The sequence below is a fragment of the Streptococcus infantis genome (assembly GCF_047464615.1).
GTDB lineage: Bacteria > Bacillota > Bacilli > Lactobacillales > Streptococcaceae > Streptococcus > Streptococcus infantis_Y.
In genome coordinates this window covers 208,098-234,436 of record NZ_JASHBO010000001.1, presented here as the reverse complement: position 1 = coordinate 234,436, position 26,339 = coordinate 208,098, and the positions used below count along the sequence as shown (strand labels likewise).

Below are 26,339 nucleotides of genomic sequence, written 5' to 3'. Positions count from 1 at the left end.
AGTTCCTAAAGTTGAAACACCAGGCAAGGTAACACCAGCAACACCAGTAACTGAAAAACCAGGTAAGATTGAAATTACTCAACAACCAAATGGAAATGCGATTGTAACGCCTAAGAAACCAGATGGCTCAACATTCCCACCAGGAACTAAAGTAGAAATCCCAGGTGAAGATGGTCCAATCACTGTTGAAATCGGTCAAGACGGTAAAGGTAAAGTACCAAATGACAAACTTCCTAAGAAAGATGTCCCAGGTACAGGTAAGATTACAGAACCAGGTAAACCAGCTGTAGAAGTTCCAGTAACAACACCAGGTAAGGTAACACCAGTTGCAGTTAATCCGAATGTAAATCACGAAGATACTACAGCTACTATTGATAATGGAGCTAAGTCAAATGATTCTCAAAAAGTATTGCCAAATACTGGTACTGAATCAAACGCGACTCTTGCATCTCTAGGACTTCTTGGTATGCTCGGCGGTCTCGGACTTGCTTTGGGAAAGAAAAAAGAAGACTAAAAATTTAGTCAAATAAACATTCATTCTTTTGTGTTATAAAGACAAACTAGATTGGTTCTGGGAATCATGTTAGTCGTAAAATAAAAAGAATGTTTAGATAAAGAAAGCGAACAATGCTAGGATTTTGTTAAACGGAATTCTAAGTATTGTTCGCTTTTGTGGTATAATAAATACTATGCAGAAGAAACCGACATCAGCCTACGTGCACATACCATTTTGCACACAGATTTGTTATTATTGTGACTTTTCCAAGGTCTTTATCAAAAATCAGCCAGTAGACAGCTATCTAGAGCATCTACTGCAAGAATTTCATTCTTATGATATTCAAAAATTGCGTACACTCTATATTGGTGGTGGGACACCGACAGCCTTGTCTGCTTCTCAATTGGAAGTTTTGTTAGAAGGATTGACTAAAAATCTGGACTTATCAATGTTGGAAGAGTTGACCATTGAGGCTAATCCTGGTGACCTGGATGCTGATAAGATTGCTGTTCTGCAAAATTCTGCAGTTAATCGTGTTTCACTAGGTGTTCAGACCTTTGATGATAAAATGCTGAAAAAGATAGGGCGTAGTCATACGGAAAAGGATATTTATGAAAATATCGATCGTCTCAAACTGGCTGGTTTTGACAATGTTTCCATTGATTTGATCTACGCACTTCCTGGGCAGACCATGGATCAGGTAAAGGACAATGTCGCTAAGGCAATTGCCCTTGATATTCCTCATATGAGCCTCTACAGCTTAATTTTAGAAAATCATACGGTCTTTATGAATCGTATGAGACGAGGGAAATTACCACTTCCAAAGGAAGAATTAGAAGCAGAGATGTTTGAGTATATCATTGCAGAACTAGAAAGAGCTGGCTTTGAGCACTATGAGATTTCTAACTTTTCTAAACCAGGCTTTGAAAGTCGTCACAATCTTATGTACTGGGACAATGCCGAGTATTATGGTATTGGTGCAGGTGCATCTGGCTATGTAGACGGTGTTCGCTATAAAAATCATGGGCCTATTCGCCATTATTTAAAGGAGGTAGAAGAGGGAAGTGCTCGTATCAATGAAGAACACTTGAGTCAAAGGGAGCAAATGGAAGAAGAGATGTTTCTCGGCCTTCGGAAGAAGTCAGGAGTTTCCATGGCACGCTTTGAAGAAAAATTCGAACGGTCTTTCCAGGAACTTTATGGAGATGTTGTTAGAGAATTGATTCAACAAGGTCTTATGCAGGTTGAGGGTGATCGTGTTCGTATGACTAAGAGAGGGCTCTTCTTAGGTGATACAGTAGCAGAACGATTTATATTGGAGTAAAATTATGGGCTTAACTTATCAAATGAAGATGAAAATTCCTTTTGATATGGCTGACATGAATGGCCATATCAAGCTACCAGACCTTATCTTGTTGTCCCTCCAGGTATCAGGGATGCAGTCAATTGAACTGGGAGTGAGTGACAAGGATGTTTTAGAACAGTATAATCTGGTCTGGATTATCACAGATTATGATATCGATGTGGTTCGTTTACCTCGTTTTGCTGAGGAAATTACCATCGAAACAGAGGCTTTGACCTACAATCGTCTATTTTGCTACCGCCGATTTACTATTTATGATGAAGATGGTCAAGAAATCATTCATATGGTAGCTACCTTTGTCCTTATGGATCGTGAGAGTCGAAAGGTTCATCCTGTAGTACCAGAAATTGTCGCTCCTTATCAATCTGATTTTTCTAAGAAACTGGTCCGTGGGCCAAAATATACAGAGCTGGAAGAAGCGATAAGCAAGGACTACCACGTTCGTTTCTATGACTTAGATATGAATGGTCACGTCAATAACAGCAAATACCTAGATTGGATTTTTGAGGTCATGGGAGCTGATTTCCTGACTAATCATATCCCCAAAAAAATCAACCTCAAATATGTCAAGGAAGTTCGACCAGGCGGAATGATTACTTCTAGTTATGAATTGAATGGACTAGAAAGCAATCACCAAGTCTCAAGTGATGGCGATATCAATGCTCAAGCAAAGATAACTTGGCAAGAAATTAACAAAGATTAGAAAGAAAGATATGACTTATAAAGGATATTTAATTGATTTAGACGGAACAATCTATAAGGGGAAAGATAGAATCCCAGCAGGAGAAGCTTTTGTCCATGAGTTACAAAAAAGAGAGATTCCTTATCTTTTTGTGACAAACAACACCACTCGTACGCCTGAAAGTGTTCAAGAGATGTTAGCCAATCAGTTTAACATTGACACGCCTGTATCGACGATCTATACTGCAACTTTAGCTACAATTGATTACATGAATGACCTAGGACTTGAAAAGACAGTCTATGTCATCGGAGAAGCAGGCCTAAAGGAGGCCATCCAAGCAGCAGGGTATGTCGAAGATAAAGAAAATCCAGCCTATGTGGTTGTTGGCTTGGACTGGCAAGTAGACTATGAAAAATTTGCTACTGCAACCCTAGCTATCCATAAAGGAGCTCATTTTATCGGTACCAACCCTGATTTAAATATTCCAACGGAACGTGGACTTTTGCCTGGTGCCGGTTCACTGATTACTCTTCTTGAAGCAGCAACTCGTGTAAAACCAGTTTATATTGGAAAACCTAATGCGATTATTATGGACAAGGCTGTTGAACACCTAGGACTTGAACGCCAAGAAATTGTCATGGTGGGAGATAATTATCTTACTGATATTCGAGCTGGTATTGACAATGGTATTCCTAGTCTTTTGGTAACGACAGGATTTACAAAACCTGAAGAAGTAGAGGATTTGCCAATTGCTCCAACTCATGTCCTTTCAAGTCTAGCGGAGTGGAATTTCGATGAAAACTAAGTTTACTTTTGTAGGAAGTATTCTCTTTCTCCTCTCGCTTGCGATTTTATTGACCATTTACCTGGCTTGGTTGGTTTACCCTCTGGAGATTTCTTGGTTAAACTTGACAAATCGTGTTCATCTGCAACCTCAGACCATCCAGCATAATTTTAATGTTTTGATGGATTATTTGACCAATCCATTGAGTCAAGTATTGGAAATGCCGGATTTTCCTTCCTCTGCTTCTGGTATTCATCACTTTGTGGTTGTAAAGGGACTCTTCCATCTAGCACAAGTTGTAGCAATTGTAACTCTACCTATTTTCTATCTTTTTTGGAAGCAAGTTATTCAGAAAGGTTTTCTGCCACTTTATCGTAGAGCACTCTTAATCATGCTTTCTCTACCTTTGGTTCTTGGTTTAGTTGGTGTTTTCATTGGTTTTGAACAATTCTTTACCTTATTTCATCAGATTCTATTTGTAGGTGATGATACCTGGTTGTTTGATCCAGCAAAAGATCCTGTAATTCTCATCCTACCAGAGAACTTTTTCCTCCATGCCTTTCTCCTCTTTTTCTGCTTGTATGAATTGATTTTTGGGTTTCTGTACCTACAGAGTAGAAAAACAAATAGATAAGTCAAGAAAAGTATTACTGATTCCAAATAAAATATAGGAAAAAACTATCGTTTGTAACATGAATATTTCTATATTTAAGCAAAACATTCATATGTGATTCTAAAAAACCTATTTTTCTTGAAAAAGTAGGTTTTTTTACGGAAATAACTAGTCAAGCGCTTTATTTTTTTGTATAATAGAAATAGAAAAGTATGTAAAGAAGAGGAAAGCATGATTACACTATTTTTATCACCGAGTTGTACATCATGTCGTAAAGCAAAGGCCTGGCTCGAGAATCATAAAGTGCCATTCCAAGAGCATAATATTATGACCAGCCCTTTAACGAGAAAAGAACTGCAACACATTCTTTCCTTGACCGAAAATGGTACTGATGACATCATCTCGACTCGTTCAAAGATTTTTCAAAAATTGAATATTGATGTAGAGAGTATCTCAGTATCGGAGTTGCTTCATTTAATTGAGCAGTATCCGAGTCTTTTGCGTCGTCCGATTATTATTGACGCAAAACGGATGCAAATCGGTTTTAATGAAGATGAGATTCGTGCTTTTCTCCCTCGTAGTTACCGTAAACAAGAACTGAAAGAAGCTACATTGAGAGCTGGTATTAATTAGATGAATAAACAGTATAGTTACCCACTAGATTTGTCGTGGAGCACTGAAGAACTTGCTTCAGTGCTTTCTTTTTTTAATGATGTTGAAGCAGCCTATGAGACTAAGGTAGAAGCAAAGAAACTACTAGATTCCTACAAGGGATTCAAAGCGGTTGTTCCAAGCAAGAGTGAAGAGAAACGCTTGGGTCGAGAATTTGAAATTGCAAGTGGCTATTCTTTTTATCGTGCTGTTCAACTAGCCAAAGAACAAGGGGAAGGGAAGATTTCGCTTGGAAAATAAATTTGTGTTTGCCAAAGAGATTGTCAAGGAAGCAGGAGACTATATTCTAGCTCACATGCAGGAAGAATTGAATATTGAGAGAAAATCATCTCCTACAGACTTGGTGACTCGTTTGGACAAGGAAGTTCAGAATTTTTTGGTTGATAGAATTCGTTCGCATTATCCTGATGACCAATTTTGTGCAGAAGAGGGCTGTCTGCGTGCTTCAGTTGGATGTGGATCTGTTTGGGTCATTGATCCCATTGATGGTACCAACAATTTTGTCGCCCAAGGTGAAGATTTCGCCATTATGGTAGCGTATTTTGAAAACGGTGTGGGTCAGTTTGGGATCATTTATGATGTCATGAAAGGTCATTGTTATCATGGAGGAGGTGCTTTTCAGGCCTGTCTCAATGAAGAACCCTTGCCTAATTTTAAGGATAAGCCCTTGCGTGATTTTCTGATTGCGAGTAATGCTGGTATGTTGGAAACAAACGCTTGGGGTGTAGCAGAATTGGCTAATGCTTCACTTGGTGTGCGAATATATGGAAGTGCAGCTATCAGCTTTTCAAAAATCCTCTCAGGTCAGCTATTGACTTATATTACCTACCTCCAACCTTGGGACTATGCTGCAGCTAGTATCATAGGAGAAAGTTTAGGGTATCAGATTGTAACCTTAACTGGAGAACCGGTGGATTTTCAGACACGACAACCAATTATGATGGTTCCAACTGACAAGTTGGCAGAAATCCAATCCTATATCTATGAAAGGAAATAAACTTACATGCAATTTCCAGAAGGATTTGTAAAAAAATATGAAGCAATATTGGGAGATGAGGCAAGAGCTTTTCTTGCCTCTTTTGATGATGAGGCAGTTTCCGCCTTTCGCATCAATCCCTTAAAAGAAAGCCAAGTTTCTTTTTCAGATGCTATTCTAAATACACCCTGGGGCTATTATGGCAAGGTTTCAGGGAAATCACCTGAGCATGTAACAGGTTTGGTCTATTCCCAAGAACCTGCTGCACAAATGGTTGCACAAGTAGCTCAACCAAAGGCTGGTATGAAGGTCTTGGACTTGGCAGCGGCTCCCGGTGGTAAATCCACTCAACTGGCAGCCTATCTTGCAGGCGAAGGTCTTCTTGTTTCCAATGAAATTTCTAGCAAGCGAGCAAAGATTTTGGTTGAAAATATGGAACGGTTTGGAGCGTCAAATGTAGTTGTGACCAATGAATCTGCCGATCGTTTGGCTAAAGTGTTTAAGGGATATTTTGACCTAATTGTTCTAGATGCTCCATGTTCTGGAGAAGGAATGTTCCGAAAACAGCCAGATGCTATGGATTATTGGAGTGTAGAATATCCAAGCCAATGTGCTGACTTGCAGCGTGAAATTCTAGAGGATGCAGTCACCATGTTGGCTGATGGTGGTCGTTTGGTCTATTCTACCTGTACCTGGGCTCCAGAGGAAAATGAAGAAATTATCCAATGGTTACTGGATAACTATGATTTTGAATTGATCCCAGTTCAACATATCAATGGAATGGTCCCTGGGATTGACTTACCTGAAGCCGCTAGAATGTATCCACATCACTTTAAGGGAGAAGGACAGTTTGTTGCCCATTTACAATTTCGAGGGGAAAATAAAGTCTCTAAGTTCAAGCCTTCTAAATCCAACCTCTCTCGAGAACAGATTTCCTTATGGCAGGATTTTGAGAAGAAACATTTAAAAGAGAAACTGGCTGGAGTCCTACAGGTTTTTGGAGACCAACTGTATTTATTGCCAGAAGGTCTACCAGATTTAGGAAAACTAAGAATTGCACGAAACGGACTTCATCTTGGAACCTTTAAGAAAAAACGTTTTGAACCAAGTTTTGCACTTGGCCTAGCTTTGAAACCAAGTCTAGTCAATCAAGGAATTGAAATTCATCAAGAGGACTTTGTCAAGTATGTAGCTGGTGAAACAGTTCAATTATCTGAAACTTTGCCAAATGGCTGGTACCAAGTTTTGGTAGCTGGAAATGGTTTAGGTTTTGCAAAAGTGACAGGAAATACATTGAAGAATTATTTCCCTAAGGGCTTGAGGTTTAAGGTGAAAAACTAGTCAAAATCAGTATTCTATGTTATAGTGGAAGTATGGATTTTTGCATAAAACATTAGAAAAATAGGGCGAAATTCCAAGCTATTCATCATTATTTTCAAGGAGACAAATAGTGAAAAAATTTAAAAAACTCACACTCTCTCTTGCGACTCTTTTACTTGCTGGTTCGTTAGTAGGATGTGCAAGTTGGATTGATCGTGGGGAGTCTATGACTGCTGTTGGTTCAACTGCTCTCCAACCTTTAGTCGAGGCAGCTGCAGATGAATTTGCATCAGCTCACATCGGAAAAACAGTCAATGTTCAAGGTGGTGGTTCTGGTACAGGACTATCGCAGGTTCAGTCAGGAGCAGTAGATGTCGGCAACTCCGATGTATTTGCGGAGGAAAAAGACGGTATTGATGCCTCAGCATTGGTCGACCATAAGGTAGCTGTCGCAGGTTTGGCTGTTATCATCAATAAAGAAGTAGATGTTGATAATCTAACGACGGATCAGCTCCGACAAATCTTCACAGGAGAAATTACCAACTGGAAAGAAGTCGGTGGTAAAGATTTAGCCATCTCTATTATCAATCGTGCTGCGAGTTCAGGTTCTCGTGCGACTTTTGACAGTGTGATCATGGATGGGCAATCAGCAATGCAAAGTCAGGAACAAGATTCAAACGGGATGGTCAAATCAATTGTTTCTCAGACCCCTGGAGCTATTTCCTATCTAGCATTTGCCTATGTTGATGATTCTGTTGGGACTATCAAACTCAATGGTTATGAACCAATTTCAGAGAATGTAACCACGAATAATTGGCCTTTGTGGTCTTATGAACATATGTATACACTTGGTGAGCCAAATGAATTGGTTGCCGAGTTCTTAAACTTTGTTCTTTCGGACGAAGCGCAGAATGGAATTGTTAAAGGAATGGGCTATATTTCTGTTAAGGAAATGAAGGTCGAAAAAGATGCTGCAGGTACTGTGACAGCAATAGAAGGGAGCCAATAATGAATCAAGAAGAATTATCGAAAAAATTACTTTCTCCCTCAAAAAACTCTCGTCTTGAGAAATTAGGAAAAGGGCTAACCTTTGCCTGCCTTTCTTTGATCGTCATCATTGTAGCCATGATTTTGATTTTCGTGGCTCAGAAAGGGTTATCTACCTTCTTCGTAAATGGTGTTAACATTTTTGAATTTTTATTTGGACAGACTTGGAACCCTTCGGGTAAACAGTTTGGCGCCCTTCCAATGATTTTAGGTTCCTTTATCGTTACCATCCTATCAGCTTTGATTGCAACACCATTTGCAATTGGTGCTGCAGTCTTTATGACAGAAGTATCGCCAAAAGGAGCTAAGATTTTGCAACCAGCTATCGAACTTCTAGTTGGGATTCCTTCGGTAGTTTATGGATTTATTGGTTTGCAGGTCGTGGTACCATTTGTACGTAGTGTCTTTGGTGGAACAGGTTTCGGTATTTTATCAGGGATTTTCGTTCTCTTTGTGATGATTTTGCCGACTGTAACCTTTATGACAACTGATAGCTTGCGTGCAGTTCCTCGTCACTATCGTGAAGCTAGTTTAGCCATGGGAGCGACTCGTTGGCAAACTATCTGGCGTGTAACCTTGAAGGCTGCTCGTTCAGGTATTTTTACGGCTGTAGTCTTTGGTATGGCGCGTGCCTTTGGTGAAGCCCTTGCGATTCAGATGGTTGTCGGAAACTCAGCAGTTGTTCCAACTTCATTGACGACACCAGCAGCGACTTTAACATCTGTATTGACCATGGGAATTGGTAATACCGTTATGGGAACTGTTGATAATAATGTTCTTTGGTCACTGGCCTTAGTATTGCTCTTGATGAGTTTGGCCTTTAACAGTGTGATTAAATTGATTACGAAAGAAAGAGGAAAGAAAAACTATGCACGCTAAGAAATTAGATAAACTTGCAACAGCTGTCCTCTATACCATCGCGGGAATCATTGTGACCATTCTTGCTTCCTTGATTCTCTATATCTTGGTTCGAGGCTTACCTCATGTTTCTTGGTCCTTCTTGACTGGAAAATCATCCTCATATCAAGCAGGTGGTGGTATTGGGATTCAGCTCTATAATTCCTTTTTCCTTTTGGTGATTACCTTATTCATCTCAGTACCTCTATCAATGGGAGCTGGAATTTACTTGGCTGAATATGCAAAAAAAGGTCGTGTTACCAATTTCGTTCGTACCTGTATTGAAATCTTGTCTTCACTGCCATCTGTGGTTGTAGGTCTCTTTGGTTATTTGATCTTTGTAGTTCAGTTTGAATATGGATTTTCCATTATTTCTGGTGCCTTGGCTTTGACTGTCTTTAACCTTCCACAGATGACTCGTAATGTTGAAGACAGTTTAAAACATGTTCACCATACGCAACGTGAAGCTGGTTTGGCGCTGGGACTTTCTCGTTGGGAAACAGTTCTTCATGTCGTTATCCCCGAAGCCCTACCTGGTATTGTAACGGGGATCGTGCTTGCCTCAGGTCGTATCTTTGGTGAAGCAGCCGCCCTTATCTATACAGCAGGACAATCAGCACCAGCCCTTGACTGGTCTAACTGGAATGTCCTTAGTGTAACCAGTCCAATCTCAATCTTCCGTCAAGCAGAAACCTTGGCTGTCCACATCTGGAAAGTCAACAGTGAAGGAACTATTCCTGATGGGACACTTGTTTCAGCGGGTTCTGCTGCGGTGCTCTTAATTTTTATCTTAATCTTTAACTTTGGAGCACGAAAACTCGGAAGCTATCTACATAAGAAATTAACCGCTGCCTAAAGGAGAAGCCATGTCGAAATATAATTGGGATGAAAGGCATATCATTACTTTTCCAGAAGAAAAAGTGGCCCTCTCTACGAAGGATTTACATGTTTACTACGGTAAGAATGAATCCATCAAGGGCGTGGATATGCAATTCGAAAAAAATAAAATTACGGCCTTGATTGGACCGTCAGGTTCTGGGAAATCAACTTACCTACGCAGTCTCAACCGTATGAATGATACCATTGATATTGCTAAGGTTACAGGACAAATTCTCTATCAGGGAATCGACGTTAACCGTCCTGAAATCAATGTTTATGAAATGCGTAAACACATCGGAATGGTTTTCCAACGTCCAAACCCATTTGCTAAATCAATCTACCGCAACATCACCTTTGCACATGAACGTGCAGGAGTTAAGGACAAGAAGGTCCTTGATGAAATTGTAGAAACCTCACTTCGCCAGGCTGCCCTTTGGGATCAGGTCAAAGATGACCTTCACAAGTCAGCCTTAACGCTTTCAGGAGGTCAGCAGCAACGTCTCTGTATCGCTCGTGCTATTTCTGTAAAACCAGACATCCTCTTAATGGATGAGCCAGCATCAGCCTTGGATCCGATTGCGACAGCTCAACTTGAAGAAACTATGTTTGAGTTGAAGAAGGACTTTACCATCATTATCGTGACACACAGTATGCAACAAGCTGCGCGTGCTAGTGATTACACAGGATTCTTCTACCTGGGTGACTTGATCGAGTATGATAAGACATCTAATATTTTCCAAAATGCGAAGCTACAGTCAACAAATGACTATGTAACTGGACACTTTGGTTAGAAAGGGAACAGTATGACAGAACCGATTTTACAGGTTTCAGACCTGTCTGTTTATTACAACAAAAAGAAGGCGTTGAATAGTGTTTCCTTATCGTTCCAACCCAAGGAAATTACAGCTCTTATAGGGCCATCAGGATCAGGAAAATCAACCCTGCTCAAGGCTATCAATCGTATGGGAGATTTAAATCCAGTGGTGACCACTACTGGTTCAGTGGTTTATAATGGTCACAATATTTATAGCCCTCGTACTGATACGGTTGAATTACGTAAAGAAATTGGTATGGTCTTCCAACAACCCAATCCTTTTCCTATGTCTATCTACGAAAATGTCGTTTATGGCCTCCGTATAAATGGGGAAAAAGACAAGCAGGTCTTAGATGAAGCAGTGGAGAAGGCTTTACAACGTGCTTCAATCTGGGATGAAGTCAAGGATCGCTTGCATGACTCTGCTATTGGTCTTTCAGGTGGGCAACAACAACGTGTTTGTGTGGCACGTGTATTAGCGACTAGCCCTAAAATCATCCTCTTGGATGAACCCACTTCAGCCTTGGACCCTATTTCTGCTGGTAAGATTGAGGAAACCTTGTATGGTCTAAAAGACAAATACACCATGCTCTTGGTTACGCGTTCTATGCAGCAAGCATCTCGAATCTCCGATAAGACAGGCTTTTTCCTCAATGGAGATTTGATTGAATTTAACGATACCAAGGATATGTTCCTCTATCCTCAACATAAGGAGACAGAGGACTACATTTCAGGTAAATTTGGATAAGGAGTGAGAAGATGTTACGATCTCAATTTGAAGAAGATTTAGAGAAATTGCATAATCAGTTTTATGCTATGGGACAAGAAGTTCTTTCCCAAATCAATCGTACCGTACGTGCTTTTGTAACGCATGACCGTGACATGGCTAAAGAAGTCATTGAGGAAGATGCAGAAGTAAACGAATACGAAGTGAAACTTGAAAAGAAATCATTTGAAATGATTGCCCTACAACAGCCAGTTTCACAAGACTTACGTACAGTTTTAACAGTTCTAAAAGCTGTGTCAGACTTAGAACGTATGGGGGACCATGCTGTATCTATCGCAAAAGCAACGATTCGTATGAAGGGTGAGCAGCGTATCCCTGCAGTTGAAGAAGAAATTAAAAAAATGGGTCGTGAAGTAAAAAACTTTGTTGAAGCCGCTTTAGAACTTTATTTGAATGGTTCTGTGGATCAAGCCTATGAAGTTGCAACCATGGATGAAAATATCAACAATTACTTTGATAATATTCGAGACCTAGCTACAGAAGAAATCAAAAAACATCCAGAAGCTATCGTCACAGGTCGTGATTACTTCCAAGTGATTTCATACTTGGAGCGCATCGGTGACTATGCAAAAAATATCTGTGAATGGGTTGTTTACTTTGAAACAGGTAAGATTGTTGAATTGTAAGATTGATTAATTATGCAAAAAAAGGAGCTTGTTAGTAAGTAAAAGCTCCTTTTTTGAAAGAAAAAATGAAAATTTTTCATAAAAATTTAAAATATGCTTGACAAACGGAGTTTGTGGAGTTATAATTATACAAAATTAACAGAGAGGTTGTTTATTTATGAATTTTAAAAAATGGATATTTGTCTTATGTAGTTTTCTTGCAAGCTTTTTATTGGTAGCTTGCCAATCGTCTAGCTCAAGCTCGCAGTCTGCAGTGGAGGCCATCAAGCAAAAAGGAAAATTAGTGGTTGCAACTAGCCCCGACTATGCTCCCTTTGAGTTTCAAGCACTTGTGGATGGTAAAAACCAAGTCGTAGGTGCGGATATTGACATGGCGCAAGCAATCGCTGATGAACTTGGAGTGAAATTGGAAGTTTCAAGCATGAGTTTTGATAATGTCTTGACCAGTCTTCAAACAGGAAAAGCAGACCTAGCAATTGCGGGAATCAGTGCAACTGAAGAAAGACAAGAAGTCTTTGATTTCTCAATTCCTTACTATGAAAATAAAATTAGCTTCCTGATCAGAAAATCAGATCTTGAAAAATACAAGGATTTGGACTCTCTAGCAAGTGCTAATATTGCAGCTCAAAAAGGGACTGTTCCTGAATCTATGGTAAAAGAGCAACTTCCAAAGGCACAGTTGACTTCTTTGACAAACATGGGCGAAGCAGTCAACGAGCTTCAATCTAGTAAAGTAGATGCCGTTCATATGGATGAGCCAGTAGCACTAAGCTATGCTGCTAAGAACTCAGATTTGGCAGTGGCTACAGTAAACTTGACTATGAAAGAAGGCGAAGCAAATGCTGTAGCTATCAAAAAAGGTAACTCAGATTTGAAGGAAGTAGTCGATAAGGTCATCCAAAAACTGAAAGATGACGGAACTTACCAAACTTATCTTGAAAAAGCTGCTAAGCTAACAGAAGTAGAACAATAAAAAATAACAGAGTTGGATTTCAGTCCAGCTCTGTTTTTAAATAGCTTAATGTTTTTTCAATATTTTCTAAGGGAATTTTTGCAAAGTGATAGGGACAAGACTCTATGTAGGATAATTCGAAAAAGTCGAGTCCTAGAGGACTATGTTTAAGACTAGCGATGCTAGGATAGTTCCTGAGGTCAAGCAAAAGCCCATCATGAAGTGGATAGCTCGGTAGGGAAATGGGATAGCTTTGTAAGAGCTGTTGTATGTGCTCCTGACTTTTTTCTTGCAGTGCCAGTCGTGCTAGTCTGTTTTTCTCAAAGAGTTGACTATCGATGTAGAGTGATAGAGCCTTTTGCATGATAAGGTTGTTATCATAGTCAAGGATATTTTTATAGGACACAAAGGCTTCTTTGATGGCATTTGGAAGTATGAGGGCAGTAATCCGAAGAGCAGGGAAAAGACTGGTAGAAAAGGATTTGATATAGATGACCAGATCATTTTGGTCTAGATAGTGGAAGGTCTGCCCCATTTTGGGATCGAGATCCCCCAGATAGTCATCCTCGACGATGTAAATTTGATACTTGGCAGCCAAATCTAGAATGGCTCGTTTTTCTTGGTCCGTATAGGAATGTCCTAGAGGATAGTGAAAACGTGGAATGGTATAGAAAAACTTAATCTTACCTGTTTTAAAATGTTGTTCTAGTTCGTTTAGGTCAATGCCATCAATCCGTCGTTCAATGGTTTGATAGGGAAGCCCCTGAGCCAGCAGGAGTTGGTTCATTCGATGATAGGTAGGTTGCTCAACCAGAATTTCCTGAGTCCGACTCGGAAAGTCTATCTGAGAAAGGATAAAGAGAGCCTGTTGGGTTCCAGACGTCATGACCAACTGGTCTGCCTTACTATAAATCGCTTGATCAAAGAGTAATGTCTGAACGGACTGACGTAATTCTTCTAAACCCTCTTGGTGTTCATAGTAGTTGTAGAGATAATTTTCTCGCCCAATCAAGCTCTCATTAACGCACAGACGAAAATCATCATAGGCTGCTGCGTGTTCATCGTTAACTGAGATAATTAAGTCTTCATGACTGGTTTGTTGCTCCAATACATAATAACCACTTTGAGGTTTTGAGTAGATATATTTCTCGTATCGGAGTTCTAAGAGTGCGCGCTGTATGGTGTCTTTGCTACAGTGAAAATCTTGACTGAGTTTTCGGATAGATGGTAGGCGACTTCCAGTTGGATATCTACCTGATTCTATCTCATTTTTTAGATAGTGAACGACTTGTTCATACTTGCTTTCTTGCTTCATCCCAGACCTCTCATGATTTTGTTACATTGTACCTTTTTTTTGGAAGTTTGGCAATGTTATACTCTTCGAAAATCTCTTCAAACCGCGTCAACGTCGCCTTGCCGTATATATGTTACTGACTCCGTCAGTTCCATCTACAACCTCAAAACAGTGTTTTGAGCAACCTGCGGCTAGTTTCCTAGTTTGCTCTTTGATTTTCATTGAATATTAAAAGGCAGTCTAGCATTCAATTCTAATCAGAAATGTGATATACTTAGTAAGTAAAATTTTCAAAGAAGAGTGAGATGATGAAGGTGCAAGAACCAGTTAAATTATTCCAATATAATACTTTGGGAGCCTTGATGGCGGGACTTTACGGTGGAACCATGACCGTTGGTGAATTGCTCCAACATGGTGATTTAGGATTAGGAACCCTGGATTCTATCGATGGAGAATTGATTGTCTTAGATGGGAAAGCTTATCAGGCTAAGGGATCAGGTGAGAAACCTGAAATTGTGGAAGTTTCACCAGATGCTTTAATTCCCTATGCAGCAGTTGTACCCCACCAGGCAGAAGTTATTTTCCGTCAGCGTTTTGAAATGACTGATCAGGAACTTGAAAAACGTATTGAGTCCTATTATGATGGAGAGAATCTTTTCCGTTCCATCAAGATTCATGGTGATTTTAAACACATGCATGTTCGCATGATTCCAAAATCAACAACTGAAACGAAGTTTGCTGACGTTGCGACACATCAGCCTGAATATAGCTGCGACAACGTCTCAGGAACTATCGTTGGTTTTTGGACACCTGAAATTTTCCATGGAGTTAGTGTTGCTGGTTACCATCTACACTTTATCTCAGATGACCTAACCTTTGGTGGCCACGTTATGGATTTTGTTATCAAGGAAGGTATTGTAGAAGTGGGAGCTGTTGACCAGTTGGATCAACGTTTTCCTGTTCAGGATCGTCAATATCTATTTGCTAAGTTTAATGTTGACGAGATGAAAAAAGATATCGAACAGGCAGAATAATAGGAGTCAAATATGAAAATTCATGTAATAATAACGATGCTGGCCTTGTTTGCCATCCTCATTGCAGCAGTTTGGTACGCAAGAAAGAAATACAAGATTAATTTTGCAGTTTTGGGACTTGGGGCAGTTGCATTTTTTGCTTCATCTCAGGTCTTAGAGAAAATCGTTCATCTCTTGGTTCTTCATCCACAAAAGGATGGGACAGTTCCACTCATGACAGAAAATCCTCTTCTCTATGTAATTTATGGCATTTCTATGGCTGCTTTATTTGAAGAAACAGCTCGACTAATCTTTTTCAAATGGTTGAACAAAAAAAGAGAGATGGAAGATTCAGATGCCCTCGCCTATGGTCTTGGTCATGGTGGGCTAGAAATGATTTATATCGGAATTGCTGGTTTACTCAATCTATTTATCCTATTTTCAGCAGTTGAATCGCAAAATCCAGCTATCATGCAACTCTTACCTGAGAGTACACTTGCAACCATTCATAATCTAGCAGCTTGGCAGATTTATCTTTTGGGAGTCGAAAGAATTCTTGCCTTGATTCTTCAAGTTGGATTGACCTTCTGGGTTTTCCAAGCTGTTCGCCAAAAAAAATGGATTTATCTAGTAGCAGCTTACGGTCTGCATGCCTTATTTGATCTGGCACCGAGCCTTTCTCAAGTTGCCTGGATCTCAAATCCTCTAGTGGTAGAGGGAATATTGGCAGTAGAAGTTTTGGCTTTCGTTTTCCTAACAAAATCAATCTTTTACAAGAAACAGTAATATTAAGGAGGCCTAGCCTCTTTTTGTATTGTCACTGCTAAAAGGTGACATAATCATCGAAAAAAATCGCTAAAAATGGTATAATGGAATGAATTTCATAAAAGGATTAGAAAAATGACTGTATCAGATAAATTAAAAGAAACCTTAGAAGGAATCGATATTCGTTTCGACGAACCTTTAAAATCCTATACTTATACAAAAGTTGGAGGAAAGGCAGATTATTTAGTTTTTCCACGCAATCGCTATGAGATGGCTCGTGTGGTCAAGTTTGCCAATCAGGAAAACATTCCTTGGATGGTGCTTGGAAATGCAAGTAACATTATCGTCCGTGAAGGTGGAGTCCGTGGTTTTGTAATCATGTGTGACAAGCTCAATAATGTTTCGGTTGATGGTTATACCATTGAGGCAGAAGCTGGAGCTAATTTGATTGAAACCACTCGCATTGCCCTTCGTCATAGTTTGACGGGCTTTGAGTTTGCTTGTGGTATTCCAGGAAGCGTCGGTGGTGCTGTCTTTATGAATGCTGGCGCTTATGGTGGTGAGATTGCTCATGTTCTCCAGTCTTGTCAAATCTTGACTAAGGAGGGTGAAATCGAAACCTTGTCTGCTAAAGACTTGAACTTTGGTTACCGTCATTCAGCTATTCAAGCATCAGGGGCAGTAGTCCTTTCTGCTAAGTTCGCCCTAGCTCCAGGTAATCACCAAGTCATCAAACAGGAGATGGACCGCTTGACTCATCTTCGTGAACTCAAGCAACCTTTAGAGTATCCTTCATGTGGATCAGTTTTTAAACGTCCAGTGGATCATTTTGCAGGTCAATTGATTGCAGAAGCAGGCTTGAAAGGTTATCGTATCGGTGGGGTTGAAGTTTCTGAAAAGCATGCAGGCTTTATGGTCAATATTGCTGATGGAACTGCTAGAGATTATGAGGAATTGATCGAGTCTGTCATTGAGAAGGTTAAAGAGCGCTCAGGTGTTATCCTCGAGAGAGAAGTTCGAATCCTAGGAGAGCATGAATAAACTAAAAATAGCCTAGCTGCTACTAACTAGAAATGTAAGGGGGTGAAAGCCTATCGGTAGCGAAGATATATGCAGGTGGTCTAACTCCCTGCAAGAGGTAGTAGCGGCCTGACAGAGCCCTGATCTGTTAATCTATGAAAAAGAAGGAATTTATGCCAATTGAAAAAACCAATTATCGAATTCAGAAACGTTTCTAAAGTTTTTGAAGATAGCAACACAAAGGTTCTCAAAGATATTAATTTTGAGTTGGAAGAAGGGAAATTTTATACACTGCTAGGAGCATCTGGTTCAGGAAAATCAACCATCCTAAATATCATTGCAGGTTTGCTAGACGCAACGACTGGAGATATTTTACTGGATGGCGTGCGAATCAACGATATCCCAACTAATAAGCGCGATGTTCATACAGTCTTCCAATCTTATGCCTTGTTTCCGCATATGAATGTCTTTGAAAATGTTGCCTTTCCATTGCGTTTGCGTAAGGTCGATAAAAAAGAAATCGAACAACGTGTATTAGAAGTTCTCAAGATGGTACAGTTGGAAGGTTTCGAAAAACGTTCTATTCGTAAGCTTTCTGGAGGACAACGCCAGCGTGTAGCGATTGCGCGTGCGATTATCAACCAGCCTCGTGTGGTACTCTTGGATGAACCTTTGTCAGCCTTGGACTTGAAGTTGCGAACAGATATGCAGTACGAACTGCGTGAACTGCAACAGCGATTGGGCATTACCTTTGTCTTTGTTACCCACGATCAAGAAGAAGCCTTGGCTATGAGTGACTGGATTTTCGTTATGAATGATGGTGAAATTGTTCAGTCAGGAACACCAGTTGACATCTACGACGAGCCAATCAACCACTTTGTTGCAACCTTTATCGGTGAATCAAACATCTTGCCAGGAACCATGATTGAGGACTACTTGGTTGAGTTCAATGGTAAACGCTTTGAAGCGGTCGACGGTGGGATGAAACCAAATGAACCTGTTGAAGTGGTGATTCGCCCAGAGGACTTGCGCATTACCCTTCCAGAAGAAGGAAAACTTCAAGTGAAGGTCGATACTCAGCTTTTCCGTGGGGTTCACTATGAAATTATCGCCTATGATGAACTCGGCAATGAATGGATGATTCACTCAACTCGTAAGGCCATCGTTGGTGAAGAAATCGGTCTGGACTTTGAACCAGAAGACATCCACATCATGCGTCTTAATGAAACAGAAGAAGAGTTCGATGCACGTATCGAAGAATATGTAGAAATCGAAGAGCAAGAAGCAGGTTTGATTAACGCTATCGAGGAGGAAAGAGATGAAGAAAACAACCTCTAAACTCTTTGTAGTACCCTACATGCTTTGGATTGTGCTCTTTGTATTGGCACCCTTGGTCTTGATATTCGGGCAATCCTTTTTCAACATTGAAGGCCAGTTCAGTTTAGAAAACTATAAATCCTATTTTGCGTCACAAAACTTGACCTATCTCAAAATGAGTTTTAACTCAGTTCTCTATGCTGGGATTGTAACTCTAGTGACACTTCTTATCAGTTATCCAACAGCCCTCTTTTTAACTCGTCTCAAACACCGTCAACTATGGCTTATGCTGATCATTTTGCCAACCTGGATCAATCTTCTCCTTAAAGCTTATGCCTTTATCGGGATTTTCGGTCAAAATGGTTCTATTAATCAATTCCTCGAATTTATCGGAATTGGTTCGCAGCAGTTGCTCTTTACGGATTTCTCATTTATCTTTGTCGCAAGCTACATCGAGCTTCCATTTATGATTTTGCCTATCTTCAATGTCTTGGATGATATGGATAATAACCTTATCAATGCGAGCTATGACCTCGGTGCGACCAAGTGGGAAACCTTTCGCCATGTCATCTTCCCTCTGTCAATGAACGGAGTACGAAGCGGAGTTCAATCTGTCTTTATCCCGAGTTTAAGTCTCTTTATGTTGACCCGTTTGATTGGGGGGAACCGAGTGATTACCTTGGGGACTGCCATCGAGCAGAACTTCCTGACAAACGATAATTACGGTATGGGTTCAACTATCGGTGTTGTTCTTATCCTGACCATGTTTATCACCATGTGGGTGACTAAGGAAAGGAGAGAACGATGAAAAAATTATCAAATCTTTACCTAGCCTTTGTCTTTATCGTCCTCTATCTGCCAATCTTTTACTTGATTGGTTATGCCTTCAATGCTGGGGATGATATGAATAGCTTTACAGGCTTTAGTTTGTCTCACTTTGAAACCATGTTTGGCGATGGAAGACTCATGCTAATCTTGGTTCAGACCTTTTTACTAGCCTTCCTATCGGCCCTGATTGCGACTGTCATTGGGACTTTTGGTGCCATTTACATCTACCAATCTCGAAAAAAATACCAAGAAGCCTTCCTATCACTCAATAACATTTTGATGGTTGCACCTGACGTTATGATTGGTGCCAGCTTCTTGATTCTCTTTACACAACTCAAGTTTTCACTTGGTTTTCTGACTGTTCTGTCTAGTCACGTAGCCTTCTCGATTCCAATCGTAGTGCTTATGGTCTTGCCTCGATTAAAAGAGATGAATGGAGATATGATTCATGCAGCCTATGACCTTGGAGCTAGTCAGTTCCAGATGTTCAAGGAAATTATGCTTCCTTACCTAACGCCGTCTATTATTGCAGGTTACTTCATGGCATTCACCTATTCATTAGATGACTTTGCTGTGACCTTCTTTGTAACGGGAAATGGTTTTTCAACCTTGTCAGTTGAAATCTACTCTCGAGCTCGTAAGGGAATTTCTCTAGAAATCAATGCTCTTTCAGCCTTGGTCTTTCTCTTTAGTATTATCCTAGTTGTCGGATATTACTTCATTTCACGTGAGAAGGAGGAGCAAGCATGAAACGACTCTATTCATTTTTAGCAGGAATTCTTGCGATTATCCTCGTCTTGTGGGGAATTTCTTACCATCTTGACAGTAAAATCAATAGTCGCGATAGTCAAAAATTGGTTATCTACAACTGGGGAGACTATATCGCCCCTGAACTTCTCGAGAAATTTACAGAAGAAACAGGAATCCAAGTCCAGTATGAGACCTTTGACTCCAACGAAGCCATGTATACCAAGATTAAGCAGGGTGGGACAACCTATGATATTGCCATCCCAAGTGAGTACATGATTAACAAGATGAAGGATGAAGACCTTCTAGTTCCACTGGATTATAGTAAGATTGAGGGCATTGAGAATATCGGTTCTGAATTTCTCAACCAGTCCTTTGATCCCAACAACCAGTACTCTATCCCATACTTCTGGGGGACCTTGGGAATTGTCTACAATGAGACTATGGTGGAAGAAGCGCCTGAACATTGGGACGACCTTTGGAAGCCAGAGTATAAAAACTCTATTATGCTTTTTGATGGGGCGCGTGAAGTACTTGGTTTAGGTCTTAACTCGCTAGGCTATAGCCTCAACTCTAAAGATCCACAGCAGTTGGAGGAAACGGTAGATAAGCTCTATAAGCTAACACCTAATATCAAGGCTATTGTGGCGGATGAGATGAAGGGTTACATGATTCAGAACAATGCTGCCATTGGTGTGACCTTCTCAGGAGAAGCCAGCCAGATGCTGGAGAAAAATGAAAATCTCCGCTATGTCGTACCGACAGAGGCAAGTAATCTCTGGTTTGACAATATGGTTATTCCTAAGACTGTCAAGAACCAGGATGCTGCCTATGCCTTCATTAACTTTATGTTGAAGCCCGAAAATGCTCTTAAGAACGCAGAGTATGTCGGCTATTCAACACCAAACAATCCTGCTAAGGAAATGCTCCCTGAGGAGACCAAAGAGGACAAGTCCTTCTATCCAGATGCAGACACTATGAAACACCTAGAAGTTTATGAGAAGTTTGACCATAAATGGACAGGAATTTACAGCGACCTCTTCCTACAATTTAAAATGTATCGGAAGTAGGAGTTAGCAGTCACGAAACGAATCAGTCAATCTGGTTCGTTTTTTGAATAGTTGTATAGTTGTGTATTTTTACTATCCTATTTGCTTATTTTATAGCCTAGTAGTATACTAAGTTTATAATAATAGAAAGCGGCAACAAATCATGAAAATGTCTACTTTTTTCAAAAAAAGTTATTGGCCAACCTTTTTGATTGTTCAGCAAACTGTTATACTATTCTCTCTAAAGGATGGTTTGGATCGACAATACCTAACAACTGATTCCATACATTTGGTGATAGGGTTCTTTATATTTGTAAATATTTTCGAAGCTATCTTTAACAATTCAAAACTTTGGAATAAAAGTTGGGATAAAAAGAAAAATGGTAGTAAGAAAAAATATATCCTGAAAAAGTAACCAGAGATATAGGGAGTTGGTTATTTAAATGAGGATTATTTCCAGTTGACGCAGACTTAAAAAAACGATATAATAAGAAAGTTGAGAATTGATTTTCTCTCCATCTTAGTTCAGAGAATTGGCGGTGCTGCGAGCCATCTAAGATAGAAAATCATGCTACTCAATCCAACAATTGCATAAGAATCAAAGAATGACAAGTTCATTGAATGAAGGTGGTACCGCGGTTTTTCGCCCTTCGTGATATGGATTTGTCTTTTATTTTTGGAGGTGTTTATGAGAACATTTCTTGTCAAACAAAAATTTCGCCTAGGTGGTGAACGCTTTGATATCAAGGATGAAATGGGCAATGTCGCCTATCAGGTTGAAGGTTCATTTTTTAAGATTCCTAAAACCTTTACCATCTATGATGTTGCTGGTGAACAGGTCAGTGAGATTAGTAAGGAAGTCTTAACTTTCCTACCTCGTTTTGAAATTCAACTGAGTAACGGCGATCATTTTTATATTCGGAAGAAGTTGACTTTCTGGAAGGATAAGTATGAGTTTGACAATCTCGGCCTTCGCATCGAAGGAAATGTCTGGGATTTGAATTTTAAATTGCTGGACGACCGTGACCAAGTGATTGCTGAGATTACCAAGGAACTTTTCCATTTAACCTCTACCTATACCGTAACCGTCTATGACGAATCTTATGCTGACCTAGTCATCTCCCTCTGTGTCGCTATCGACTATGTGGAAATGCTAGAAAGCCAATCAAATTAGTAAAAAGGAGATACATATGAAACAATTATCTAGTGCACAAGTCCGCCAAATGTGGCTTGATTTCTGGGCCAGCAAAGGCCACTCTGTAGAACCATCAGTTAGCTTGGTTCCTGTCAATGACCCAACACTTTTGTGGATCAACTCAGGGGTTGCCACTCTTAAAAAATACTTTGACGGCACCATCATTCCTGAAAACCCACGGATTACCAATGCGCAAAAGGCTATCCGTACCAACGATATTGAAAACGTAGGGAAGACGGCGCGTCATCATACCATGTTTGAAATGTTGGGGAACTTCTCTATCGGGGATTACTTCCGTGACGAAGCCATTACTTGGGCTTATGAACTTTTGACAAGTCCTGAATGGTTTGACTTCCCAGCTGAAAAACTTTACATGACCTACTATCCGGCCGATAAAGATTCATACAACCGCTGGATTGAAGTGGGAGTGGACCCAAGTCACTTGATTCCGATCGAAGATAACTTCTGGGAAATCGGTGCGGGACCTTCTGGCCCTGATACAGAAATCTTCTTCGATCGTGGAGAAGCCTTTGACCCAGAAAACATTGGTCTTCGTCTTCTTGCAGAAGATATCGAAAATGACCGTTATATCGAAATCTGGAACATCGTTTTGTCACAATTTAACGCAGACCCTGCTGTTCCTCGTAGCGAGTACAAAGAATTGCCACACAAAAACATTGATACGGGCGCTGGTTTGGAGCGTTTGGTGGCGGTTATCCAAGGGGCTAAGACAAACTTTGAAACAGACCTCTTCATGCCGATCATTCGTGAAGTAGAGAAATTGTCTGGTAAGGTTTACGACCAAGATGGCGACAACATGAGCTTCAAGGTTATTGCAGACCACATCCGTTCTCTTTCATTTGCCATCGGTGATGGTGCCCTTCCTGGAAATGAAGGTCGTGGTTATGTCCTTCGTCGTCTTCTCCGTCGAGCTTCTATGCATGGTCAAAAATTGGGTATCAATGAGCCTTTCCTTTACAAACTCGTTCCAACTGTTGGAAAAATCATGGAAAGCTACTACCCAGAAGTTCTTGAAAAACGTGACTTTATTGAGAAAATCGTTAAGAGCGAGGAAGAGTCATTTGCTCGTACTCTTCACTCAGGTCAACACTTTGCCCAAGGCATCGTAGCAGACTTGAAAGAAAAAGGACAATCTGTCATTGCTGGTCAAGATGTCTTTAAACTCTATGATACATACGGATTCCCAGTGGAATTGACAGAAGAAATCGCTGAAGAAGCTGGTATGACTGTAGACCGTGAAGGCTTCGAAGCAGCCATGAAGGAACAACAAGAACGTGCGCGTGCATCTGCTGTCAAAGGTGGATCTATGGGTATGCAAAATGAAACCCTTCAAAACATCACTGTAGAAAGTGTCTTCAACTACAATGCTAGTCAATTGTCTTCTAAGTTGGTGGCTATCGTAGCTGACAATGCCGAAGTAGAAGCTGTGTCAGAAGGAACTGCATCTCTTATCTTTGCAGAAACTCCATTCTACGCTGAAATGGGTGGACAGGTTGCAGACCACGGTCAAATCTTGGATGCTGCAGGAAATGTCGTAGCGACTGTGACAGACGTTCAAAAAGCACCAAATGGACAAGCATTGCACACCGTTGAAGTTCTTGCTCCTCTTGCTTTGAACCAAGAATACACTTTGGCCATCGATAGCAATCGTCGTCACCGTGTTATGAAGAACCACACAGCAACTCACTTGCTCCATGCGGCCCTTCACAATATCCTTGGCCACCATGCTACTCAAGCAGGTTCACTCAACGAAGTAGAATTTCTTCGCTTTGACTTCACCCATTTCCAAGCCGTAACTCCAGAAGAATTGCGTGCTATTGAACAGCAAGTCAATGAAAAAATCTGGGAAGCTATTGCGGTCAAGACTGTTGAGACAGACATTGACACAGCCAAAGAAATGGGAGCTATGGCCCTCTTTGGTGAGAAATACGGTAAGGAAGTCCGTGTTGTGACCATTGGTGACTACTCAGTTGAACTTTGTGGTGGTACTCACGTAGGTAACACTTCTGAAATTGGTCTCTTCAAGATTGTCAAAGAAGAAGGGATCGGATCAGGAACTCGCCGTATCTTGGCAGTGACTGGTAAGGAAGCCTTTGAAGCCTACCGTGAACAAGAAGATGCTCTTAAAGCAGTCGCAGCAACCTTGAAAGCACCTCAACTTAAAGAAGTACCTCACAAGGTAGAAGGACTTCAAGAACAACTTCGTCAATTGCAAAAAGAAAATGCTGAGTTGAAAGAAAAAGCCGCAGCTGCAGCCGCAGGCGACATCTTCAAGGATGTGAAGGAAGTCAATGGTCACCGTTACATTGCTAGCCAAGTTTCTGTATCTGACGCTGGTGCCCTTCGTACTTTTGCAGATAACTGGAAACAAAAAGACTACTCTGATCTTCTTGTCCTAGTTGCCGCTATCGGTGACAAAGTCAATGTCCTTGTAGCAAGCAAGACAAAAGACCTTCATGCAGGAAACCTTGTCAAAGAATTGGCACCAATCGTCGATGGACGTGGTGGTGGTAAACCAGACATGGCCATGGCAGGAGGAAGCAACCAATCTAAAATCCAAGAAGTGTTGGATGCAGTAGCAGGTAAATTGTAAGAAAATAAAGATCTATCCACTCGGATAGGTCTTTTTTAATATATAAGAAAAAACTCCTCACAGGAGATGTGAGGAGTTATATAGTTACTAGGAATTAAACAATCCCTTGGGCAATCATAGCGTTTGCTACGTTTTCAAAGGCTGCAATGTTTGCACCTGCAAGGTAGTCAGTACCAAGACCGTAAGTTTCTGCAGTTGTTTTAGCTGTGTTAAAGATGTTAGTCATGATGTCTTTCAAGCGACCGTCAACTTCTTCACGTGTCCATGAAAGGCGAAGGCTGTTTTGGCTCATTTCAAGAGCTGATACAGCTACCCCACCAGCATTGGCAGCTTTGGCAGGTCCATAAAGGATTCCATTTTCCTTGTAGACTTTGATAGCTTTAAGGTCGCTAGGCATGTTAGCACCTTCAGATACACAGATAACTCCTTGAGCAACCAAGCGTTTCGCAGCTTCACCGTTGATCTCGTTTTGAGTAGCACATGGAAGAGCGATATCGTAGTTTCCAGTGTAAGTCCATACAGAACCTTCATAGTAAGTAGCAGTTGGTTTTTCAGCAGCGTACTCAGTCAAACGAGCACGGCGTTTTTCTTTAACGTCTGTAAGAAGGTCAAAGTCGATACCATTTTCATCGATGACATAACCATTTGAGTCAGATACAGAGATAACAGTTGCACCAAGTTCAGTTGCTTTTTGAAGAGCGTATTGAGCTACGTTACCAGAACCTGAAATCACAACTTTCTTACCAGCAAAGCTGTTGCCGTTAGCTTTAAGCATTTCTTCAGTGTAGTAAACCAAACCGTAACCAGTTGCTTCTGGACGAATCAAGCTACCACCAAATCCAAGAGGTTTACCAGTCAAGACACCAGCATCAAACTGGTTAAGGCGTTTGTATTGACCGTAAAGGTAACCAATCTCACGTCCACCAACACCGATATCACCAGCAGGTACGTCAAGAGATGGTCCGATGTATTTTTGCAATTCAGTCATGAAGCTTTGGCAGAAGCGCATCACTTCAGCATCAGTTTTGCCTTTAGGATCGAAGTCTGATCCACCTTTACCACCACCGATTGGAAGTCCAGTCAAAACGTTTTTAAAGATTTGTTCGAATCCGAGGAATTTCAAGATCCCTTGGTTAACAGTTGGGTGGAAACGAAGTCCGCCTTTATATGGTCCAACAGCTGAGTTGAATTGAACACGGTAACCACGGTTAACTTGAACTTTTCCATCACGGTCAACCCATGGAACACGGAAAGAAATTACGCGTTCTGGCTCAGTGATACGTGCCAAGATATTTTCTTCAATATACTCAGGGTGTTTTTCAAAGACAGGCTCCAAAGTGCTGAAGAATTCTTCAACCGCCTGGAGAAATTCAGCCTCATGCCCGTTACGAGCTTTTACAGTTTCAAACACGCTTTGGATATATTCTTTAGCAGATGTCATATCGTTCTCCTTTTTGTTGTCATATTTTATTACATGAGTCATTATAGCAGAAAAATTTTTCAGTGTAAAGAAAAAAACACAAATTTTCTAAAAATTCTTTCAATTTGATACAACTGATTCAAAACTTGCTAAAAAACGAACATTTTCT

28 protein-coding genes are annotated in these 26,339 nt (G+C 40.5%); 26 read left to right on the top strand and 2 right to left on the bottom strand.

The genetic code is table 11. From position 1 onward, the window contains the following. The 16 genes from QM450_RS01245 to QM450_RS01170 all read left to right on the top strand — a co-directional run. Positions 1-514, top strand: a 514-nt coding sequence (locus QM450_RS01245) for an LPXTG cell wall anchor domain-containing protein (RefSeq protein WP_414319425.1), incomplete at its 5' end; no start/stop codon positions are given. A 175-nt stretch (positions 515-689) separates the two neighbouring features. After that, the gene (gene hemW, locus QM450_RS01240) at positions 690-1,820 is read left to right on the top strand and encodes a radical SAM family heme chaperone HemW (RefSeq protein ID WP_414319424.1); all 1,131 of its coding nucleotides are present in this window, start codon (positions 690-692) and stop codon (positions 1,818-1,820) included. Between the two features lie 4 nt (positions 1,821-1,824). Beyond that, entirely contained in the window at positions 1,825-2,562 is a 738-nt protein-coding gene (locus tag QM450_RS01235; RefSeq protein WP_414319423.1) for an acyl-ACP thioesterase domain-containing protein, read from the top strand. Positions 2,563-2,572: 10 nt separating this feature from the next. Further along, positions 2,573-3,346, top strand: coding sequence for a TIGR01457 family HAD-type hydrolase (locus tag QM450_RS01230; RefSeq protein WP_070458355.1), 774 nt, complete (start codon positions 2,573-2,575; stop codon positions 3,344-3,346). Further along, complete coding sequence (locus tag QM450_RS01225; RefSeq protein ID WP_414319422.1) at positions 3,336-3,959, top strand: TIGR01906 family membrane protein; 624 nt, start codon at positions 3,336-3,338, stop codon at positions 3,957-3,959. The genes QM450_RS01230 and QM450_RS01225 overlap by 11 nt, the downstream gene beginning before the upstream one ends. Before the next feature lie 210 nt (positions 3,960-4,169). Continuing rightward, positions 4,170-4,571 (top strand): Spx/MgsR family RNA polymerase-binding regulatory protein, encoded by a 402-nt coding sequence (locus QM450_RS01220; protein ID WP_045763368.1) that lies wholly within the window; start codon positions 4,170-4,172, stop codon positions 4,569-4,571. Further along, positions 4,572-4,850: a UPF0223 family protein gene (locus QM450_RS01215; protein WP_414319421.1), complete on the top strand. Its 279-nt coding sequence runs from the start codon at positions 4,572-4,574 to the stop codon at positions 4,848-4,850. It begins immediately after the preceding gene. Continuing rightward, positions 4,840-5,607 (top strand): inositol monophosphatase family protein, encoded by a 768-nt coding sequence (locus tag QM450_RS01210; RefSeq protein WP_414319420.1) that lies wholly within the window; start codon positions 4,840-4,842, stop codon positions 5,605-5,607. The genes QM450_RS01215 and QM450_RS01210 overlap by 11 nt, the downstream gene beginning before the upstream one ends. A gap of 6 nt (positions 5,608-5,613) precedes the next feature. Then, the gene (locus tag QM450_RS01205) at positions 5,614-6,927 is read left to right on the top strand and encodes an RsmF rRNA methyltransferase first C-terminal domain-containing protein (RefSeq protein ID WP_414319419.1); all 1,314 of its coding nucleotides are present in this window, start codon (positions 5,614-5,616) and stop codon (positions 6,925-6,927) included. 109 nt (positions 6,928-7,036) lie between these two features. After that, on the top strand, positions 7,037-7,915 hold the full coding sequence (locus QM450_RS01200) for a phosphate ABC transporter substrate-binding protein PstS (protein ID WP_049530895.1): 879 nt from the start codon (positions 7,037-7,039) through the stop codon (positions 7,913-7,915). Then, the gene (gene pstC / locus QM450_RS01195; protein ID WP_049509826.1) at positions 7,915-8,832 is read left to right on the top strand and encodes a phosphate ABC transporter permease subunit PstC; all 918 of its coding nucleotides are present in this window, start codon (positions 7,915-7,917) and stop codon (positions 8,830-8,832) included. Before QM450_RS01200 ends, pstC begins: the two co-directional genes overlap by 1 nt. Continuing rightward, positions 8,822-9,706, top strand: a complete 885-nt coding sequence (gene pstA / locus QM450_RS01190; RefSeq protein WP_000543058.1) for a phosphate ABC transporter permease PstA — start codon at positions 8,822-8,824, stop codon at positions 9,704-9,706. Before pstC ends, pstA begins: the two co-directional genes overlap by 11 nt. Before the next feature lie 10 nt (positions 9,707-9,716). Beyond that, positions 9,717-10,520 (top strand): phosphate ABC transporter ATP-binding protein PstB, encoded by an 804-nt coding sequence (gene pstB, locus QM450_RS01185; RefSeq protein WP_414319418.1) that lies wholly within the window; start codon positions 9,717-9,719, stop codon positions 10,518-10,520. A gap of 12 nt (positions 10,521-10,532) precedes the next feature. Then, the gene (gene pstB, locus QM450_RS01180; protein ID WP_414319417.1) at positions 10,533-11,291 is read left to right on the top strand and encodes a phosphate ABC transporter ATP-binding protein PstB; all 759 of its coding nucleotides are present in this window, start codon (positions 10,533-10,535) and stop codon (positions 11,289-11,291) included. A gap of 11 nt (positions 11,292-11,302) precedes the next feature. Next, positions 11,303-11,956, top strand: coding sequence for a phosphate signaling complex protein PhoU (gene phoU / locus QM450_RS01175; protein ID WP_075231712.1), 654 nt, complete (start codon positions 11,303-11,305; stop codon positions 11,954-11,956). A 157-nt stretch (positions 11,957-12,113) separates the two neighbouring features. Next, a complete protein-coding gene (locus QM450_RS01170; RefSeq protein ID WP_414319416.1) occupies positions 12,114-12,929 on the top strand; it encodes an ABC transporter substrate-binding protein in 816 nt (271 codons plus the stop codon). A gap of 19 nt (positions 12,930-12,948) precedes the next feature. Here the strand turns inward: QM450_RS01170 and QM450_RS01165 are convergent, their stop codons facing one another. Continuing rightward, positions 12,949-14,223: a PLP-dependent aminotransferase family protein gene (locus QM450_RS01165; protein WP_414319415.1), complete on the bottom strand. Its 1,275-nt coding sequence runs from the start codon at positions 14,221-14,223 to the stop codon at positions 12,949-12,951. A gap of 284 nt (positions 14,224-14,507) precedes the next feature. Here QM450_RS01165 and budA point away from each other — a divergent pair, with 284 nt between their 5' ends. The 10 genes from budA to alaS all read left to right on the top strand — a co-directional run bounded on the left by budA (position 14,508) and on the right by alaS (position 24,750). Further along, a complete protein-coding gene (budA, locus tag QM450_RS01160) occupies positions 14,508-15,236 on the top strand; it encodes an acetolactate decarboxylase (protein ID WP_414319414.1) in 729 nt (242 codons plus the stop codon). A 12-nt stretch (positions 15,237-15,248) separates the two neighbouring features. Next, positions 15,249-16,001: a YhfC family intramembrane metalloprotease gene (locus tag QM450_RS01155; protein WP_414319413.1), complete on the top strand. Its 753-nt coding sequence runs from the start codon at positions 15,249-15,251 to the stop codon at positions 15,999-16,001. Between the two features lie 114 nt (positions 16,002-16,115). Further along, positions 16,116-17,021: a UDP-N-acetylmuramate dehydrogenase gene (murB, locus tag QM450_RS01150; RefSeq protein ID WP_414319412.1), complete on the top strand. Its 906-nt coding sequence runs from the start codon at positions 16,116-16,118 to the stop codon at positions 17,019-17,021. A 159-nt stretch (positions 17,022-17,180) separates the two neighbouring features. Beyond that, positions 17,181-18,338 (top strand): ABC transporter ATP-binding protein, encoded by a 1,158-nt coding sequence (locus tag QM450_RS01145; RefSeq protein WP_049526954.1) that lies wholly within the window; start codon positions 17,181-17,183, stop codon positions 18,336-18,338. After that, positions 18,319-19,125, top strand: coding sequence for an ABC transporter permease (locus QM450_RS01140; RefSeq protein ID WP_000754123.1), 807 nt, complete (start codon positions 18,319-18,321; stop codon positions 19,123-19,125). The genes QM450_RS01145 and QM450_RS01140 overlap by 20 nt, the downstream gene beginning before the upstream one ends. Next, positions 19,122-19,895 (top strand): ABC transporter permease, encoded by a 774-nt coding sequence (locus QM450_RS01135; RefSeq protein ID WP_045763347.1) that lies wholly within the window; start codon positions 19,122-19,124, stop codon positions 19,893-19,895. The genes QM450_RS01140 and QM450_RS01135 overlap by 4 nt, the downstream gene beginning before the upstream one ends. After that, positions 19,892-20,962 carry an ABC transporter substrate-binding protein gene (locus tag QM450_RS01130; protein ID WP_281335018.1) on the top strand — a complete coding sequence of 357 codons (1,071 nt, stop codon included), beginning with the start codon at positions 19,892-19,894 and terminating at the stop codon, positions 20,960-20,962. Before QM450_RS01135 ends, QM450_RS01130 begins: the two co-directional genes overlap by 4 nt. Positions 20,963-21,104: 142 nt before the next feature. Beyond that, positions 21,105-21,356, top strand: a complete 252-nt coding sequence (locus tag QM450_RS01125; protein ID WP_049503189.1) for a hypothetical protein — start codon at positions 21,105-21,107, stop codon at positions 21,354-21,356. Positions 21,357-21,629: 273 nt separating this feature from the next. Next, positions 21,630-22,115 carry an LURP-one-related/scramblase family protein gene (locus QM450_RS01120; RefSeq protein ID WP_045763344.1) on the top strand — a complete coding sequence of 162 codons (486 nt, stop codon included), beginning with the start codon at positions 21,630-21,632 and terminating at the stop codon, positions 22,113-22,115. 16 nt (positions 22,116-22,131) lie between these two features. Further along, a complete protein-coding gene (alaS, locus tag QM450_RS01115; protein ID WP_414319411.1) occupies positions 22,132-24,750 on the top strand; it encodes an alanine--tRNA ligase in 2,619 nt (872 codons plus the stop codon). A gap of 94 nt (positions 24,751-24,844) precedes the next feature. On the opposite strand, the gene gdhA is transcribed toward alaS, so the two are convergent. Further along, on the bottom strand, positions 24,845-26,191 hold the full coding sequence (gene gdhA / locus QM450_RS01110; protein WP_414319410.1) for an NADP-specific glutamate dehydrogenase: 1,347 nt from the start codon (positions 26,189-26,191) through the stop codon (positions 24,845-24,847). Positions 26,192-26,339 lie beyond the last annotated feature (148 nt).

What these genes read in the sequence shown, in the direction of transcription:
- pstB (WP_414319417.1), top strand. Translation starts at nt 10,533, where the DNA reads ATGACAGAACCGATTTTACAGGTTTCAGACCTGTCTGTTTATTACAAC.
- QM450_RS01205 (WP_414319419.1), top strand. Translation starts at nt 5,614, where the DNA reads ATGCAATTTCCAGAAGGATTTGTAAAAAAATATGAAGCAATATTGGGA.
- QM450_RS01155 (WP_414319413.1), top strand. Translation starts at nt 15,249, where the DNA reads ATGAAAATTCATGTAATAATAACGATGCTGGCCTTGTTTGCCATCCTC.
- QM450_RS01135 (WP_045763347.1), top strand. Translation starts at nt 19,122, where the DNA reads ATGAAAAAATTATCAAATCTTTACCTAGCCTTTGTCTTTATCGTCCTC.
- alaS (WP_414319411.1), top strand. Translation starts at nt 22,132, where the DNA reads ATGAAACAATTATCTAGTGCACAAGTCCGCCAAATGTGGCTTGATTTC.
- QM450_RS01235 (WP_414319423.1), top strand. Translation starts at nt 1,825, where the DNA reads ATGGGCTTAACTTATCAAATGAAGATGAAAATTCCTTTTGATATGGCT.
- QM450_RS01120 (WP_045763344.1), top strand. Translation starts at nt 21,630, where the DNA reads ATGAGAACATTTCTTGTCAAACAAAAATTTCGCCTAGGTGGTGAACGC.
- QM450_RS01230 (WP_070458355.1), top strand. Translation starts at nt 2,573, where the DNA reads ATGACTTATAAAGGATATTTAATTGATTTAGACGGAACAATCTATAAG.
- pstB (WP_414319418.1), top strand. Translation starts at nt 9,717, where the DNA reads ATGTCGAAATATAATTGGGATGAAAGGCATATCATTACTTTTCCAGAA.
- QM450_RS01140 (WP_000754123.1), top strand. Translation starts at nt 18,319, where the DNA reads ATGAAGAAAACAACCTCTAAACTCTTTGTAGTACCCTACATGCTTTGG.
- budA (WP_414319414.1), top strand. Translation starts at nt 14,508, where the DNA reads ATGATGAAGGTGCAAGAACCAGTTAAATTATTCCAATATAATACTTTG.
- QM450_RS01125 (WP_049503189.1), top strand. Translation starts at nt 21,105, where the DNA reads ATGAAAATGTCTACTTTTTTCAAAAAAAGTTATTGGCCAACCTTTTTG.
- gdhA (WP_414319410.1), bottom strand. Translation starts at nt 26,191, where the DNA reads ATGACATCTGCTAAAGAATATATCCAAAGCGTGTTTGAAACTGTAAAA.
- QM450_RS01170 (WP_414319416.1), top strand. Translation starts at nt 12,114, where the DNA reads ATGAATTTTAAAAAATGGATATTTGTCTTATGTAGTTTTCTTGCAAGC.
- hemW (WP_414319424.1), top strand. Translation starts at nt 690, where the DNA reads ATGCAGAAGAAACCGACATCAGCCTACGTGCACATACCATTTTGCACA.
- QM450_RS01215 (WP_414319421.1), top strand. Translation starts at nt 4,572, where the DNA reads ATGAATAAACAGTATAGTTACCCACTAGATTTGTCGTGGAGCACTGAA.
- phoU (WP_075231712.1), top strand. Translation starts at nt 11,303, where the DNA reads ATGTTACGATCTCAATTTGAAGAAGATTTAGAGAAATTGCATAATCAG.
- QM450_RS01225 (WP_414319422.1), top strand. Translation starts at nt 3,336, where the DNA reads ATGAAAACTAAGTTTACTTTTGTAGGAAGTATTCTCTTTCTCCTCTCG.
- QM450_RS01165 (WP_414319415.1), bottom strand. Translation starts at nt 14,223, where the DNA reads ATGAAGCAAGAAAGCAAGTATGAACAAGTCGTTCACTATCTAAAAAAT.
- QM450_RS01220 (WP_045763368.1), top strand. Translation starts at nt 4,170, where the DNA reads ATGATTACACTATTTTTATCACCGAGTTGTACATCATGTCGTAAAGCA.
- pstC (WP_049509826.1), top strand. Translation starts at nt 7,915, where the DNA reads ATGAATCAAGAAGAATTATCGAAAAAATTACTTTCTCCCTCAAAAAAC.
- murB (WP_414319412.1), top strand. Translation starts at nt 16,116, where the DNA reads ATGACTGTATCAGATAAATTAAAAGAAACCTTAGAAGGAATCGATATT.
- QM450_RS01130 (WP_281335018.1), top strand. Translation starts at nt 19,892, where the DNA reads ATGAAACGACTCTATTCATTTTTAGCAGGAATTCTTGCGATTATCCTC.
- pstA (WP_000543058.1), top strand. Translation starts at nt 8,822, where the DNA reads ATGCACGCTAAGAAATTAGATAAACTTGCAACAGCTGTCCTCTATACC.